16 protein-coding genes are annotated in these 15,319 nt (G+C 41.1%); 12 read left to right on the plus strand and 4 right to left on the minus strand.

Annotated elements, in window-relative coordinates; genetic code table 11:
- The first annotated feature begins 125 nt into the window (after positions 1–125).
- The 3 genes from EWE74_RS15770 to pfkA all read left to right on the plus strand — a co-directional run bounded on the left by EWE74_RS15770 (position 126) and on the right by pfkA (position 3,425).
- Positions 126–575, plus strand: coding sequence for a protein-disulfide reductase DsbD domain-containing protein (locus EWE74_RS15770; RefSeq protein ID WP_165384745.1), 450 nt, complete (start codon positions 126–128; stop codon positions 573–575).
- Positions 576–652: 77 nt separating this feature from the next.
- Positions 653–2,365 carry a protein-disulfide reductase DsbD family protein gene (locus EWE74_RS15775; protein WP_130142565.1) on the plus strand — a complete coding sequence of 571 codons (1,713 nt, stop codon included), beginning with the start codon at positions 653–655 and terminating at the stop codon, positions 2,363–2,365.
- 85 nt (positions 2,366–2,450) lie between these two features.
- Complete coding sequence (gene pfkA, locus EWE74_RS15780; RefSeq protein WP_130142566.1) at positions 2,451–3,425, plus strand: 6-phosphofructokinase; 975 nt, start codon at positions 2,451–2,453, stop codon at positions 3,423–3,425.
- Between the two features lie 32 nt (positions 3,426–3,457).
- Here the strand turns inward: pfkA and EWE74_RS15785 are convergent, their stop codons facing one another.
- Both EWE74_RS15785 and EWE74_RS15790 read right to left on the minus strand, forming a co-directional pair.
- On the minus strand, positions 3,458–4,144 hold the full coding sequence (locus EWE74_RS15785) for a response regulator transcription factor (protein ID WP_130142567.1): 687 nt from the start codon (positions 4,142–4,144) through the stop codon (positions 3,458–3,460).
- Positions 4,145–4,159: 15 nt separating this feature from the next.
- Entirely contained in the window at positions 4,160–6,019 is a 1,860-nt protein-coding gene (locus tag EWE74_RS15790) for a sensor histidine kinase (protein WP_130142568.1), read from the minus strand.
- A gap of 121 nt (positions 6,020–6,140) precedes the next feature.
- Here EWE74_RS15790 and EWE74_RS15795 point away from each other — a divergent pair, with 121 nt between their 5' ends.
- The 3 genes from EWE74_RS15795 (at position 6,141) to EWE74_RS15805 (ending at position 8,212) form a co-directional block, all read left to right on the plus strand.
- Positions 6,141–6,536, plus strand: coding sequence for a hypothetical protein (locus EWE74_RS15795; RefSeq protein ID WP_130142569.1), 396 nt, complete (start codon positions 6,141–6,143; stop codon positions 6,534–6,536).
- A gap of 42 nt (positions 6,537–6,578) precedes the next feature.
- Positions 6,579–7,220, plus strand: a complete 642-nt coding sequence (locus tag EWE74_RS15800; protein WP_130142570.1) for a 4'-phosphopantetheinyl transferase family protein — start codon at positions 6,579–6,581, stop codon at positions 7,218–7,220.
- 161 nt (positions 7,221–7,381) lie between these two features.
- Positions 7,382–8,212, plus strand: coding sequence for a UDP-2,3-diacylglucosamine diphosphatase (locus EWE74_RS15805; RefSeq protein WP_130142571.1), 831 nt, complete (start codon positions 7,382–7,384; stop codon positions 8,210–8,212).
- Here EWE74_RS15805 and EWE74_RS15810 read toward each other — a convergent pair.
- On the minus strand, positions 8,209–8,730 hold the full coding sequence (locus tag EWE74_RS15810) for an NADPH-dependent FMN reductase (RefSeq protein WP_130142572.1): 522 nt from the start codon (positions 8,728–8,730) through the stop codon (positions 8,209–8,211). The genes EWE74_RS15805 and EWE74_RS15810 overlap by 4 nt on opposite strands.
- Before the next feature lie 217 nt (positions 8,731–8,947).
- Here EWE74_RS15810 and EWE74_RS15815 point away from each other — a divergent pair, with 217 nt between their 5' ends.
- From EWE74_RS15815 to lepB, 5 genes are read left to right on the plus strand one after another with little or no spacing between them, the layout of a single operon-like run.
- Positions 8,948–9,745, plus strand: coding sequence for a ParA family protein (locus tag EWE74_RS15815; protein WP_130142573.1), 798 nt, complete (start codon positions 8,948–8,950; stop codon positions 9,743–9,745).
- Between the two features lies 1 nt (position 9,746).
- On the plus strand, positions 9,747–10,664 hold the full coding sequence (locus EWE74_RS15820) for a ParB/RepB/Spo0J family partition protein (protein WP_130142574.1): 918 nt from the start codon (positions 9,747–9,749) through the stop codon (positions 10,662–10,664).
- Positions 10,664–11,449, plus strand: coding sequence for a DUF5683 domain-containing protein (locus EWE74_RS15825; protein ID WP_206365278.1), 786 nt, complete (start codon positions 10,664–10,666; stop codon positions 11,447–11,449). Before EWE74_RS15820 ends, EWE74_RS15825 begins: the two co-directional genes overlap by 1 nt.
- 18 nt (positions 11,450–11,467) lie before the next feature.
- Positions 11,468–12,208, plus strand: a complete 741-nt coding sequence (gene dapB, locus EWE74_RS15830) for a 4-hydroxy-tetrahydrodipicolinate reductase (RefSeq protein WP_130142576.1) — start codon at positions 11,468–11,470, stop codon at positions 12,206–12,208.
- Between the two features lie 13 nt (positions 12,209–12,221).
- Complete coding sequence (lepB, locus tag EWE74_RS15835) at positions 12,222–13,712, plus strand: signal peptidase I (RefSeq protein ID WP_130142577.1); 1,491 nt, start codon at positions 12,222–12,224, stop codon at positions 13,710–13,712.
- Positions 13,713–13,715: 3 nt separating this feature from the next.
- Here the strand turns inward: lepB and EWE74_RS15840 are convergent, their stop codons facing one another.
- Positions 13,716–14,435 (minus strand): pyridoxine 5'-phosphate synthase, encoded by a 720-nt coding sequence (locus tag EWE74_RS15840; RefSeq protein WP_130142578.1) that lies wholly within the window; start codon positions 14,433–14,435, stop codon positions 13,716–13,718.
- A gap of 87 nt (positions 14,436–14,522) precedes the next feature.
- Here EWE74_RS15840 and cdaA point away from each other — a divergent pair, with 87 nt between their 5' ends.
- Complete coding sequence (gene cdaA, locus EWE74_RS15845) at positions 14,523–15,317, plus strand: diadenylate cyclase CdaA (protein WP_130142579.1); 795 nt, start codon at positions 14,523–14,525, stop codon at positions 15,315–15,317.
- Positions 15,318–15,319 lie beyond the last annotated feature (2 nt).

The following is a 15,319-nucleotide window of genomic DNA, read 5'->3' on the forward strand; positions in this document are numbered from 1 at the left end:
TGTTTGCATATCGCTTTTACTATTCCTAAATTTGAAGATCATTTTCAACACAGATTAGATTTAAACCTTATCGAGCAGAAATAGTCTTACATAAGAGAATCTAACGATTAAAAATAATTATTAGTATGAAAAAATTAAGTCTATTAATTGTCATCGTATTATTTACTATGGCTAGTGGGGTGGCTCAAATATATAAGCCTGTAAAATGGAGCGTTGCATCACAAAAATTAACGGACAAAGAAGCTGTCGTATTTATTAAAGCGACCATCGATAACGGCTGGCATATATACGGCTTGAATGCTCCTACCGGTGGACCAATTGCCACATCCTTTGCTTTCGGAGCATCTAAAGATTATAGCTTAAACGGAAAGGTTGCGGCACCTGCACCAAAGTCGAAATTTGAGAAAGTTTTTGATATGAATGTTCCATATTATACGAAAGAGGTTGTTTTCCAGCAGAAAATAAAGCTAAATAAAGGCCAAACAACGGTAAAAGGAACAGTTGAATTTATGGCTTGCGATGCGGAACGATGTTTACCTCCAGAAGAATACGCTTTCAACGTCACAATTAAGTAGTAATTGTGAATATAAAAAACGATAAGGCGGTAAGTTTACTGCCTTTTTTTTATTTTAGCAAAATATCTAAATAAGCTATGCGTTCATTATTTCAGTACCTCATCGTACTACAAATTTTAACACTTTCCTTATATACTCCGTCATTTGCTCAGCAAGATAGCCTAATCTCCTTTGATGATATAGAATTTACAGATGGTTCTATTGAATCAGGAGACGATACCTTGTTAGAAGTGCCGGATGACCTAATCTTTGGAGATGGAATAGCCAGCAAAGAGGTGGATGGAGGAACGGCAGGTGATACGCCTATGCAACATGTAGACGCCAGTGGTGCCGAACAGCAGTCTCTGTGGGGTATTTTTATTGCAGGTCTGCTCGGCGGGTTTGCGGCTTTTATCATGCCGTGTATATTTCCCATGGTCCCACTTACGGTCAGTTTCTTCACCAAGAAAGGTGGCTCTCGTACAAAAGGTGTATCACAAGCACTCCTATACGGATTATTCATCATCGTGATATATGTAGCTTTGGGTATGCTCATCACGATAGCATTTGGTTCCGATGCACTCAACGCCCTGTCTACCAACGGCTTTTTCAATTTCCTGTTCTTTCTTATTTTGGTAGTCTTCGCAGCTTCCTTTTTTGGCGCGTTCGAACTTACCTTGCCTAGTTCTTTTGTAAACAAGATAGATGCACAGTCAGATAGGGGCGGATTGCTAGGCTTGTTCTTTATGGCTTTCAGCTTGGCATTGGTATCGTTCTCATGTACAGGACCGATCATCGGCACACTGCTAGTAGAAGCGGCGTCCAAGGGTGAACGTCTCGGCCCTGCCGTGGGGATGTTAGGCTTCTCAATTGCATTGGCGATACCATTCGTGCTGTTCGCCTTTTTCCCCTCTATGTTGAAATCCTTACCTAAATCGGGCGGATGGCTTAACAGCGTCAAAGTGGTATTAGGCTTTTTAGAGTTGGCATTAGCGCTGAAATTCTTATCGAATGTGGATCTAGCTTATCACTGGAATTGGCTGGATAGAGAAGTGTTTTTAGCACTTTGGATAGCCATCTTCGGGTTATTAGGACTATATCTTATTGGCAAGCTCCGCTTTGCGCACGACAGCCGGCCAGGGCACCTCTCCGTGCCTCGAACCATATTGGCCATTATCGTATTCGCTTTTGTGATATATATGGTACCGGGCATGTGGGGAGCACCTTTAAAGTCAATCTCCGCATTTTTGCCTCCCTCGGCTACGCAGGACTTCGACCTTTCTACCGTAAACTTAGGTGTTGCCCCTACTGGGACAACCAGCGCTGGCAAACAGAAGAAATACTATGAGATCTTCCATGAACGCGGCACGCCCAAGGGGTTCGACCCTTATTATGATTATCAAGAGGGACTTGCCGCAGCGAAAGAATCGAACAAGCCGGTGCTGATCGACTTTACAGGTTGGAACTGTGTAAATTGTCGCAAGATGGAGGCTAATGTGTGGACCGACCCTAAGGTAGCCGCCCTACTTCGGGAGGAGTTCGTAATGGTGGAATTGTTCGTAGACGACAGGACGGAACTATCTAAGGAGGAGCAATACATTTCGGAATACTCGGGCAAGCGTATTCGGACAATCGGCGCAAAGAACAGCGACTTCCAAGCTTCGGCATTCAATAGTAACTCGCAACCGTTGTATGTCATCGTAGACACAGCAGGCAACGTATTAATACCACCCAGTGGTGCAAACTACAATGTAAATAGCTATGCTGCTTATTTACAACAAGGTATCGACGTTTTTAACAACAAAGAGTAAAATATAACAGCATAAATAATCAATCTAACAGGAGACCGCCCCAGCGTATGGGAACCTCTTATCAACAACTAAAAAATATAATTAGATGAAAACCATAAAAAATATTGCCGTTTTGACATCTGGAGGTGATGCTCCAGGAATGAATGCGGGCATCCGTGCAGTTGTACGTACAGGGATATACAACAACTTAAACGTATTTGGCGTGCGTCGCGGTTACGATGGCTTAGTAAAGGGCGAGATTGTACCTATGGATGCTAAATCGGTCGCCAACATCATTCAACGTGGTGGAACCATACTCAAAACAGCTAGAAGTGAGGAATTCAAAAGCTACGAAGGACGGAAACAAGCATACGAAAACATTAAAAAATTAGGAATTGATGCTTTAATTGTTATCGGTGGCGACGGCACGTTTACAGGTGCGTCTAAGTTTATCGAGGAATTTGACGTTCCCATTTTAGGCATGCCGGGCACGATCGACAATGATCTCGCCGGAACGGATTTCACCATTGGATACGACACCGCTATCAATACCGTGGTTGATGCGGTGGACAAGATAAGAGATACCGCAGAATCGCATGATCGTGTATTCGTGATCGAAGTTATGGGACGGGACTCCGGTTTGATAGCTTTACGGTCCGGCATTAGCACAGGAGCAGAAGCGGTATTGATCCCAGAACTAAATGTAGATTACGATGCGATTATGAAGCGCTTGGACAAATCTCGTAAAAACAAGTCTTCGCGTATCATTATTGTAGCAGAAGGTGATAAAGAGGGTGGCGAAGTCGTTGCAGATAAAATCAAGGAGAACTTTCCGCATTACGACGTGCGTCTGTCTATATTAGGACATATCCAGCGTGGCGGCAGACCAAGCTGTATGGATAGAGTTTTAGCAAGTAGACTAGGGGTGGCATCGGTAGAAGGATTACTAGAGGGAAGAAGAGGAGAAATGGCTGGACTTATCTGCGGACAAGTACAATTCACTCCCTTTAACAAAGCTATTAAACATATTGATAAGATAAACGAGAACCTGACCAGAATCGTAGAGATTTTATCACTATAAAATCAAAAGGGCGCATAAAATGCGCCCTCCTATCAACTTACCAATAGCTTATAACCCTTGCCATGTACATTGACAATCTCCACATTGGGGTCCTCCTTGAGATATTTACGCAATTTACTTAAAAATACATCCATACTACGACCTGTAAAATAATTGTCATCATGCCATATCTTCACCAACGCTTCCTCTCGCGTAAGAACATCATTTTTGTTTAAGCATAGTAGCCGTAACAATTCTGCTTCTTTGGTAGATAGCTTTTGTTGTTGACCTTTGAAGGAAATAATCTGACTGGTATAGTCAAAGAAATAATCTCCAATTTCAAATTTATCGGCTAATTCTTCCTCTTTCTCCTTAGACACACGTTTTAACAGGGCATGGATACGTAGTAATAACTCCTCCACACGGAATGGCTTCGTAATATAATCATCCCCTCCCAATTCGAATGCCTGCGTTTTGTCTTCCATCATACCTTTTGCCGTAGCATAGATAATCGGTATGGTTTTGTCCATTTTACGGATATCCTTACCCAACGAAAAACCGTCTTTTTTCGGCATCATCACATCAAAAATACACAGATCATATTTGTCTTTGCGAAAAGCGCTCAGCGCTTCATCGCCATCTTGGGTCAATGTGACATCAAATTTCCCTTTTAATTCCAAGTAATCTTTTAGAAGTTCGCCTAAGTTAGGATCATCTTCCGCTAATAATATTTTTTGCATACGCGTATTGAGTTTTTATGCTTCACGATCAAGTGCAGTCCCTTTTAATGGAAAAGTTAACTCAAAGACTGTGCCTTTGTCTTTTTCACTTTTCACTTGAATTCTCCCGTTAAGCCGTTTTACAATATCATTAACATAACTTAGCCCTAATCCAAATCCTTTGACATTATGTACATTTCCTGTCGGAATCCGGTAGAACTGGTCAAAAATCTTTTCTTTTTGGTCTTTCGTCATCCCCATCCCCTTATCAGCGATAGTAATAACTACATGATCCTTAGCGTTATATGTTTTCACCGTAATCTCAGGAGCATCTTTACTATATTTAATCGCGTTGTCTACTAAATTAAAAAATACATTAGACAAATGGAGCTCATCCCCAATCACTAAATCTTTCGGTGCGGATATATCCGTATGAAGTATGCCATTTGCTCGTTGAAGTTGCAGATTCATACTGTCCAAAACGCCAAAAACAACTGCGTTGATATGGACATCCACTTTCTCTATTTTTAAATTCTCTTTTTCTAACCGAGCAATATTCAGTACCCGCTCAATATGGTTTCCAAGTCGGACGTTCTCGTCATAAATGATATTCGCCAATCTGTTTACACGTTTACCATCGGCAGCTATCTCGGGGTCGCGGAGGGATTCACTGGCGATCATAATAGTTGCCACAGGTGTTTTAAACTCGTGGGTCATATTATTCATGAAATCTGTCTTCATCTCCGAAATTTTCTTTTGCCTAAAGATAATGCTTAAGGTGTATGCGAAAGCACCAATCAGTAAAGCCAAAAGCGCTATCATAGGCAACATCATATAGCCCATTGTATCCCTGATAACAGAGGATTTATTGGGAAAATAAATAGACAAGAGGCCGGGCGAGCTGTTTATATCATTCTCAAACAACTTGGTGCTGTATTTCGCAAGTTGCTTTCTTGATTTCGGATTGTTGCTTTGTAACGTCTCGTAAATAATATAACTTTGGTCGTCTCTCACTTCGATATTAAACGGCACATAGATATCACGTTTGTTAAGTTCGGCATCCAATTCCTTTTTTAAATACTTGACATTCAAACGCTCACGAAACGGCTTTTTGGCGAGCAGCATACTTGATTGCACATCTTTCAAGATATCTTCACTTTTACCACCAATAATAGCTAAGGTGTCAAAAAGCGTAGTCGCCTGTTGCAATTTTTTAGCATTTAGTACGACCAATTGGTTCTCCAATGTCTGCAATTGATCTGCTATTTCCCCATTTAAACGTGGTATCAAGGTGGCCGTCTGCATGGCCTCCACTTGGTTATTCCTAAAATAAGGAATGATAAACCGCGTGCTATCATCTTTCGCGGGAACTAGAGGCACTTCGCGCGTCGCCGTTAATTTTATATCGGTATCAAAATACCCCTCGCCTAAGTATTTATTGTCTACGTTAAAATTTATAAAACTTTGGTAGCGCTTTCTTCTGATATACGTTTCATAAAAAGCATTGTTAACATAGATGGCATTCGGAAAAACAGCTTTTAAATTCTCCTCCTCTGCCCGATAACGCTGCTGATAATCAAATTGCTGACGTTGTAACTTTTTTATCTGCTCTTGAATTTGTAATTGGCTCGCTAAAAGCTGTTCATTTCGCTCCCGCATGGCTTGGTCAGCTTTAAACTTCTCTTGATTAATGCGGTCCTGCTCGCGCGCAAATTCAAAAATCTCTTGCTTTTCAATCTTGCTGGCAACCGAGGCAAGTGCCGCCGTAACTGCCTCATCAAAAAGTTGGGATTTCTGCTTAAAAGATTCTCTTACAAAATAGTATTGCATAGCCATCACCCCCATAAGGGCTATAGACATTAACCAAATAATCAGTGTGATACTACGCTTTTTCATCTTGAACTACAAAAATAGGTATGGGTTAGCGTTAAAAATCAGCCTTTAACACTATTTAACAGCAAACACCGTAAAAATTAAGTTTTTTACGTAACTTCATGATTTAATAATTCGTACAAACATGAAGTTGTTGCTAACAATATGGAGCTGTATATTGCTGACGGCAGTATCAGCTCAACAAACCGAAAATGACAAGAACACATCTGGTTCTAGAGCTACCATCATGACCGTGGTCGATACAGCTATCACGACACCGATAGACCCTGACGATACAGCAAAAATCATCAAACAAAAAACAATCATTAAAAGAGCTCCCGAAGCATCCATAGTCGATATTCCGACTCTGAAAATGGATACATCGAAAACCTACCCGACACCAGTAAAAACCTTATACGGCCACGAACTTGCTCCAATGCCCGGAACAGAAAAACTGGACAGCTTGGACAAACGGAATGCCATGGCAGAATCCACTCCTTACCCTAAAATCCTGATTAAGACATCATCAAAAAATAAATAAAAGACTGATCTCAAAGGATCGTTTTTTTATTTAAATTTGACTATGGCATTGGTATATCTCAGAGAATTAGACGCCGAAACGAAATTCGCAATATGGAAAATAGAGGAAACGGCTACAGAATTATTAGACCGGTTACAACTTGATGAACGGGAGAAATCTCTCTTAGAACGTTTCAGTAAAGGAAAGCGTACCCTACACTGGTTGGCGTCACGTGTATTGCTTCGTTACCTCCTCAAAACAGATGCATTTATCGCCTGTCCATCCGATACAAATGGAAAGCCGTATTTACCTGATTACCCTTATCAAATATCCTTTACACACTCCTATGATTATGCCGGACTGATGATGAGCCAAAAAGGTCCTTGTGGCATTGACCTCGAAATTGTCAAAGATAAAGTCGTGCGTATCAAAGAAAAGTTTATGAAGCCGAATGAATTGGCTTTTATACAGCATGATCATATCGAACAATTATACGCCTGCTGGTGCGCCAAAGAAGCTGTCTATAAACTACAAGGCAATAAAGGTATTTCTTTCTTAGAAAACATGACTATCTTACCTTTCCAATATAAACCACAGGGCGTCATGACCGTTATGTTACGCAAAGCAAGTGCCGTCAAATCGTTTCACGTTTACTACGAAAAATTTCAAGACTACATGCTCGGTTACGTCGTAGATGAACATTAAATGCAATCTCATTTCGGGCAATAAATTTGATAATTTGTTAACTCCCTGCACATTTTAGGTTAACAAAAAAAAGTTTACTTTGAAAAAACGAATAGGAACCCGGGATGATTAACATCATTATCAAGGTGCCATCCTACAATTGAAAAATAAAAAGTAAACGGATGAAACGAAATGTTGAATTAGTCGTTATTTCCGATGTTCATCTTGGAACGTACGGTTGCCGTGCAAAAGAACTCCTTCGATACCTATCTTCTATAGCACCTAAAAAGCTTATTCTCAATGGTGACATTATCGACATTTGGCAATTTCGAAAAAGTTATTTCCCCGAGCCCCATTTGCAGGTATTAAAGTATATATTAGATTTGGCCTATACGGACTGTGAAGTGGTATATATCACCGGCAATCATGACGAGATGTTACGAAAATTCGGAAAGATGCAGTTTGGACGTATCGAATTGACCAACCGAAAACTTATGGATATCGACAACAAGAAAGTTTGGTGTTTTCATGGCGATGTGTTTGACGCTTCTATCCAACACACCAAGTGGCTCGCCAAACTTGGCGGCTGGGGATACGACCGATTAATCCAACTGAATAATATCATCAATTGGGGATTGGTTAAATTAGGATATGAAAAATATTCCTTATCGAAGCGTATCAAAAACTCTGTAAAAAAAGCGATAAAATTCATTTCAGATTTTGAAGAGACTGCATCGCACCTTGCTATTGAAAACGGCTATGATTATGTAATTTGTGGTCATATTCACCAACCACAAATCCGACAAATAGAAACAAAGAAAGGCACTTGCACTTACATGAATTCTGGTGATTGGATTGAAAACCTGACTGCCTTGGAATACCATCAGGGGAGCTGGAGCTTATTCAGTTATGAAAACCATAAAATCCAATTGGAACAACGCCCTGAAGAAGATACAAATTTACAACACAACGTCGAAGAGTTATTAAAAAGCATCGTCAATGGACCTATCTAAAAACGTGCAATTTCGTCAATCTGTTCCTGCACAAATTTCGTCGTCAACTCATCGATAAGTTGATCATCACTGTCTAACTCATCGTGTACTTTTGATAAATGGATCTTCAAGGGCAATACGTGCATACGCATATAGTTACATACGCCAGTGAAATGGTCGACTCCCCGTATATTTCCATATTTCCCGGTAGACACCCCCACCAAAGCTGCTTTTTTGTGGAAAAACGAAGCGGGAAAAGAGCAGGCGTCTATAAATACTTTTAGTATACCGGGGAAACTACCGTTGTATTCTGGGATGATAAAAACAAATTTCTGCGCTGCGGATACTAACGACTGTATGGGCTTGAAAGCTTCACTACGTTTCCCGTACAAATCCGTAACCGTAATATCATGGGGTAAATCAGACAGCGATAGCAATTCCCATGATTCCCCCTTCCGCTGTAGCTCCTGTTGATAATATTTGGCAATTTTTAACGAATTACTCCGTTCGCGATTTGTTCCCGATATAATTAAGTTCATCTAATTATCTTTCTTTACAAAAAGCCCTCATTCTATATAAAAGGGTAATGCTATTTTTTCGTATCTTAGCAACCTTAGCCGTTAGGCGAGAGCTTTTGCCAAAAATACGATTTTTAACATCATTTAAGCATTTTCTTTATTTAAGGAATGTAAATTTGGCAGTAACTTTGGGAAAGTTTTATTCGAACGGCATTTAGACAAAAAAGGGTTCAATCTCATGGGAAAAATAATAGCAATAGCCAATCAGAAAGGCGGTGTAGGAAAAACAACAACTTCCATCAATTTGGCGGCAAGTTTGGCTGTTTTAGAGCATAAGACGTTGTTGGTAGATGCCGATCCTCAAGCAAATTCTACTTCAGGAATTGGGTTTGACCCGCGGGTAATCAAAGCAAGTGTATATGAATGTTTAGTGAACGACTTACCCCCCCGCGAGGCTATTCAACAGACAGACACACCTAATCTCGATTTGCTACCAGCACATATTGACCTCGTTGGTGCAGAGATTGAAATGATCAATATGCACGAACGAGAGTTCAAAATGAAGAAAATGCTGGATGAAGTGAAAGACGACTACGATTTCATTATCATAGACTGTTCGCCCTCTTTAGGATTAATTACCATTAATGCATTGACGGCGTCGGATTCTGTTATCATTCCGGTACAATGCGAATATTTTGCGTTGGAGGGCTTAGGAAAATTGTTGAACACCATTAAAATTGTTCAAACACGGTTGAACACAAGCTTAGAGATCGAAGGTATCCTATTAACTATGTATGATGTACGATTACGTCTGTCCAACCAAGTGGTAGAAGAGGTCCGGACACATTTTAGCGACCTCGTCTTTGACACCATTATTCAACGAAACACACGGTTAAGCGAAGCGCCCAGCTTTGGTATTTCTGTCATTATGCACGATGCGTCATGTAAAGGTGCTATCAACTATTTAAATCTCGCGCGTGAAATATTACAGAAAAACGGTTTAGTTACAGAGAATTCGCAAACAGCAACAGTATAGTATGGCATTACAAAGAAAAACAGGATTAGGAAAGGGTTTAGGTGCACTATTGCAAGGTGATGACGTTCAAATAACAAAGAACGCAGGTAAAACAGATGCTGTAGCGAAAGAAAATACCAATACGGCCGCTGGCAGTATTAATTTCATCAAAGTTAACCAGGTTGCCGTAAACCCTTTTCAGCCGCGTACCGATTTTGACGAACAAGCCCTGCAGGAACTTTCCGAATCTATTAAAGTGCAAGGATTGATCCAACCCATTACGGTACGCCAGGTGGGTAAAAATGAATACCAGTTAATTAGTGGAGAGCGTCGTCTACGAGCTGCAAAATTAGCTGGCATTAATGATATACCAGCTTACGTCCGTACAGCAAATGACCAACAGATGTTGGAAATGGCGCTTATCGAGAATATCCAACGCGAAAACCTCAACGCAATTGAAGTTGCATTGAGCTTCCAACGTATGATCGAAGAGTGCAACCTTAAACAAGAAGAGCTTGGCGAACGGGTGAGTAAAAATCGATCAACCGTAACGAACTACCTTCGTCTACTGAAATTACCCCCTGTTATTCAGGCAGGTATCCGTGACGGGCAGATTTCTATGGGACATGCACGCGCCCTGATCAATGTAGGCGAAGTAGAGAAACAGTTATATGTTTATCAGGAAATTATCGACAAAGGACTTTCTGTACGGATGGCTGAGATTTTGGTGCGGAATATACAGCAACAGAACAAACCGAAGAAAAATCCAGTAGGTAAGCAACTGGACTTCCAATACCAAAAAATTGAAGACGATCTGGCTTCCAGATTTTCTACACGCGTAAAACTCAACATGAAAAACAGTAGAGGCAAAGGCGCTATTGAGATCCCTTTTGAGAGTGAAGACGACCTAAGCCGTATCCTGGAATTATTGGACTGGTAATGCGTTATATATTTATATTGTCCTTAAGCGTTTTTGTCGTGCTGAGTCTACGGGCACAGGAGCAGCATACGATAACGAAAACCACAGATACGACGGCAATAGATACCGTTAAAAAGAAGGTCGCGCTTCAGGATACCTTGGCGCTATCTGTAGACTCGTTAGAAGCGGTACAAGACACTGTAAAAAAAGAAACTCGAAAAGAGCGTAGAGCACGGGAGAAAGCAGAGAAAGAACGCGAAAAATATTATTATAAAGACATCAAAAAAGATTCAGCTCGCTTAGAAATCGAACAGATTTCCCGCACAGCTTGGAAACGTTCTTTGATTTTACCTGGATGGGGACAATATACCAACAAAGGATTATGGTGGGTTAAAGTACCTATTATATATGGCGGATTAGTTACGGGATATGTTGTGTTTGATTACTGGCAGTGGTATTATAAAAAGTTCCTGGATGAATTGGATTATCGCATTGCAAATAACGGTGACCGACGCGACCCCGATTTAATAAATTACGTGAATATGGAAGGCTTAGTTCAACAAAAAGACTACGGACGTCGAAATCGTGATTTAACTATCCTCATCACAGCCGGCTTTTGGGGGTTAAACGTTGTAGAAGCTTATGTAGACTCTATGTTAAAATATAGATGGAATATTGGCTCCGACATGACCATGCGGGTTCGTCCCACACTTATGCCGAATGTGAAGACCACGTTAGCAGGGTCTCACGCTTTAGGAGGTTTCGGAGTAGCGCCAGGCATCAAACTTACAATGAATTTAAATTAAATTAACCAGTTATCAGATATGAAGGTAGTTATTTTAGGTTACGGCAAAATGGGTCAGCTTATCGAAAAATTCGCGATGAAGCGTGGCCACGAAATTTTTCTCATCGTGGACAAAGACAACCGTGAATTTATTTCAGCCAGTGACATTGCTGAAGCAGACGTCGCCATAGATTTCAGTGAGCCTGCAGCTGCGCTAGACAATATCCATTTGTGCTTTGAAGCAAATCTACCCATCGTTGTGGGCACCACCGGTTGGTACACCCACTTGGATGAAGTAAAATCAATATGCGAAGACGAAAATCAGACAATGCTTTATGGCTCCAATTTTAGCATTGGTGTAAACGTCTTTTTTCATGTCAATAAATTGCTGGCAAAAGCGATGAGTCCCTATCAGCAGTATGATGTGCAGGTAGAAGAAATACACCATATCCACAAACTCGACGCGCCAAGCGGAACGGCTATCACCATTGCAGAAGGCATTTTAGAGAACACTCCCGGTAAAACAAATTGGGTTAACAATGTCATTGACACGGGCGAAGAAGTAATTGCAAAACCCGATGAATTGCTAATCGAAAGCCATCGTATAGAAGAAGTTCCGGGTACACACACCGTTTTGTACAGCTCTGAAGTTGATCAGATCGAATTTAAACACACTGCACATAGCCGCGCAGGCTTCGCTTTGGGAGCGGTGGTTGCCGCCGAATGGGTGCAAGATAAAAAAGGGTTTTATCAGGTAACAGAGATGTTTGATTTTATTTAATGTTGTGTAATTTATGTACTATATTATTTTCTTCATATTAATTATTGCCACGCTATACGGACTGTGGTTGCTATTCAGAAAGGCTGGAAAGCAAGGTTGGGAAGCTGTTATTCCCTTTTACCGGGAATATATCATGGCCCAATTGACAGCTCGCCCCACGTGGTGGGTCATCCTCCTTTTGGTGCCCATCGTCAATATATTTATTTTTTATGCGCTATATCTCGATTTTCTAAAAAGTTTCGGCAAGCGTCGCTTTTGGGAAACCGTTGTCGCCGTATTATTACCATTTATATTTTTGCCGCTTTGGGGAAGAGATCCCAACATAAAATATCTAGGGCAGTCTAATACGGAAGAATTTCATAAAAAATACCCTTACAAGAAATCCGTTGCACGGGAATGGGCAGATGCGATTATTTTTGCTACGATAGCGGCATCTTTGATTCGCGGCTTTCTGATCGAGGCCTATATGATCCCTACCGGATCCATGGAACGCAGCTTATTGATTGGAGACTTCTTGTTTGTGAGCAAGCTGAATTATGGACCACGTGTTCCTATGACACCCATTGCTTTTCCCTTTGCACACCACACCATGCCTGTCACAGGAGGCAAAGCCTATTCTGAAGTCGTACAATTACCCTACAAGCGTCTTCCCGGTTTTCAAAAAATCAAGCGGAATGATGTGGTCGTCTTTAATTTTCCGGCTGGAGACACCGTAGCTTTGGAATATCAAGAAACTACCTATGCGGATCTCGTACGCAATATGGGAAAAGAGACCGTGCACAATCAATTTACGATTGTCACCCGTCCAATCGACAAACGCGAAAACTATATCAAACGTTGTGTTGGAATGCCCGGTGACGTTGTATCTCTAGAACGGGCAAAATTGCTGATAAATGGAGAACCAGCCTTTACCCCTCCAGAGATGCAACATGCCTATTTTGTTTATACAGATGGCTCAGGGCTCAACCGTGAAAGGATGCACGATTTACGTATAGATTTTCAACAAATGTCTGACCCCAGCGTCTTCATGATGCACATGACGGTACCGCAAGCCGAAATGATTAAGAATTGGGGAAATGTACAGGATGTAGAAATGATCATTGACGAGAGCTCAATTGCCTATCCGCATGACAAACACTATAATTGGACCATTGATAATTTCGGACCGCTCACCATTCCCGCTAAAGGATGGACGGTAAACCTAGATTCCCTTACCGTTCCACTATATGGTCGCGCCATACGTGATTACGAAGGTAATACGCTAGAGAAAAAAGCCGGGGACTATTATATTAACGGTGAAAAAGTAACCAACTATACCTTTAAACAAAATTATTATTGGATGATGGGCGATAACAGACATAACTCGTTAGACTCCCGTTCATGGGGTTTTGTTCCCGAAGATCATATCGTCGGCAAAGCATTATTTACCTGGATGAGCTGGGATGAAAAAGGAACATTCCTTTCCAAAATACGATGGAATAGAATATTTAAAGGGATAAAATAGTGTCTAAGCTTTTAACGCCGCCAAATAGCGTTTTATAGTTTCTTCCAACCCCAGATATAATGCATCTGCAATCAGTGCATGACCGATACTTACTTCAAGAAGTCCAGGAACATGTTCGTTAAAATATTTTAGATTATGAAGGTCTAGGTCATGGCCGGCGTTTAGTCCGAGTCCCACTTCCCCTGCTTTTCTAGCGGCTCTTATATAAGGTGCTATCGCTTTTTGATCATCGTAACCAAATTCCGCTGCATAAGCCTCGGTGTAGAGTTCTACTCTATCGGTACCCGTTTCTGCCGCGCCTTCCACCATCATTTCATCGGGATCAACAAAAATAGATACGCGAATTCCACTATCTTGAAAACGTTTCACCATCTCTTTTAAATAGTCTCTGTTTTTGATGGTATCCCAGCCATGATTGGAGGTAATCTGATGAAGTACATCGGGAACCAATGTTACCTGCGTCGGTTTGTTTGCCAACACCAGGTCTACAAATTTAGGTTCCTGGCAATTTCCCTCTATATTGAATTCTGTGGTAATCTCGGCCTTAAGGTCATAAACATCCTGGTAACGTATATGCCGTTCATCCGGGCGCGGATGAACGGTGATCCCCTGTGCACCAAAGCGCTCACAGGCTAAAGCGGTAGCCAATACATTCGGTACATTCCCTCCTCGGGAATTTCGTAAGGTGGCAATCTTATTAATATTTACAGATAGTTTTGTCATGATGTTTCTTTTTTTGGATTTTCGTAAGGACATAACATCCCTTGCTCTTACGAAAATCCAAAAAAAACCTTAAATTGCAAACAGATAATGAACAATTTTGATCCAAATATTCTCAGCGGTTTCCGGCTACTAGACATCATTGACATTTTGTTGGTGGCCATTATCATTTATTATATATATAGTTTGATAAAGGGTACTATTGCCGTTAATATCTTGATAGGAGTTGGTCTTTTCTATGGCATCTATTTGGTTGTTAAACAAATGGAAATGCGTCTACTCACCGAAATTTTTGGAGGGTTCATATCTGTTGGTTCCATTGCCTTGATCGTCGTCTTTCAGCAGGAAATACGGCGCTTTTTAATTCACATCGGCAAAAACATTTCCCTACGACGGAAAAAGTTCTTCTGGTCTTTTCTGAATACTAAAAAAACAGCACAAATAGATAATGGTGAACAAATAAAACCTATTATCGATGCCTGTCGTAGCATGTCCCGCTCCCGTACTGGAGCTTTACTTGTATTCTCCCGCTATTTTGATGAAGAATACTATCAATCCAGCGGTGAATATATCGATGCCCCCGTCTCCAAACGTTTATTGGAAAGTATTTTTTTCAAAAACAGCCCGCTACATGATGGGGCTGTCGTTATTGTTGACTTTCGCATCATGACAGCGAGCTGTGTATTGCCCTTGTCTGATAGTGAAGATTTACCACCACAATTTGGATTGCGCCACCGGGCAGCTATTGGGGTTACCGAGGTGTCAGAAGCCATTGCCGTTATCGTATCGGAAGAAACCGGTGAAATATCGTTTACCAAAGATGGAAACGTCAATATGAACCTCAGTCCAGAGGAACTGGAAAAAATCCTGAAGGAGGAGCTTTAGCA

The sequence above is a fragment of the Sphingobacterium corticibacterium genome (assembly GCF_004208525.1).
Taxonomy (GTDB): Bacteria; Bacteroidota; Bacteroidia; order Sphingobacteriales; family Sphingobacteriaceae; genus Sphingobacterium; species Sphingobacterium corticibacterium.

Bases quoted from the DNA above. Each gene is read 5' to 3' on its own strand.
- EWE74_RS15770 (WP_165384745.1), top strand. From the start codon at position 126: ATGAAAAAATTAAGTCTATTAATTGTCATCGTATTATTTACTATGGCT.
- EWE74_RS15775 (WP_130142565.1), top strand. From the start codon at position 653: ATGCGTTCATTATTTCAGTACCTCATCGTACTACAAATTTTAACACTT.
- pfkA (WP_130142566.1), top strand. From the start codon at position 2,451: ATGAAAACCATAAAAAATATTGCCGTTTTGACATCTGGAGGTGATGCT.
- EWE74_RS15785 (WP_130142567.1), bottom strand. From the start codon at position 4,144: ATGCAAAAAATATTATTAGCGGAAGATGATCCTAACTTAGGCGAACTT.
- EWE74_RS15790 (WP_130142568.1), bottom strand. From the start codon at position 6,019: ATGAAAAAGCGTAGTATCACACTGATTATTTGGTTAATGTCTATAGCC.
- EWE74_RS15795 (WP_130142569.1), top strand. From the start codon at position 6,141: ATGAAGTTGTTGCTAACAATATGGAGCTGTATATTGCTGACGGCAGTA.
- EWE74_RS15800 (WP_130142570.1), top strand. From the start codon at position 6,579: ATGGCATTGGTATATCTCAGAGAATTAGACGCCGAAACGAAATTCGCA.
- EWE74_RS15805 (WP_130142571.1), top strand. From the start codon at position 7,382: ATGAAACGAAATGTTGAATTAGTCGTTATTTCCGATGTTCATCTTGGA.
- EWE74_RS15810 (WP_130142572.1), bottom strand. From the start codon at position 8,730: ATGAACTTAATTATATCGGGAACAAATCGCGAACGGAGTAATTCGTTA.
- EWE74_RS15815 (WP_130142573.1), top strand. From the start codon at position 8,948: ATGGGAAAAATAATAGCAATAGCCAATCAGAAAGGCGGTGTAGGAAAA.
- EWE74_RS15820 (WP_130142574.1), top strand. From the start codon at position 9,747: ATGGCATTACAAAGAAAAACAGGATTAGGAAAGGGTTTAGGTGCACTA.
- EWE74_RS15825 (WP_206365278.1), top strand. From the start codon at position 10,664: ATGCGTTATATATTTATATTGTCCTTAAGCGTTTTTGTCGTGCTGAGT.
- dapB (WP_130142576.1), top strand. From the start codon at position 11,468: ATGAAGGTAGTTATTTTAGGTTACGGCAAAATGGGTCAGCTTATCGAA.
- lepB (WP_130142577.1), top strand. From the start codon at position 12,222: ATGTACTATATTATTTTCTTCATATTAATTATTGCCACGCTATACGGA.
- EWE74_RS15840 (WP_130142578.1), bottom strand. From the start codon at position 14,435: ATGACAAAACTATCTGTAAATATTAATAAGATTGCCACCTTACGAAAT.
- cdaA (WP_130142579.1), top strand. From the start codon at position 14,523: ATGAACAATTTTGATCCAAATATTCTCAGCGGTTTCCGGCTACTAGAC.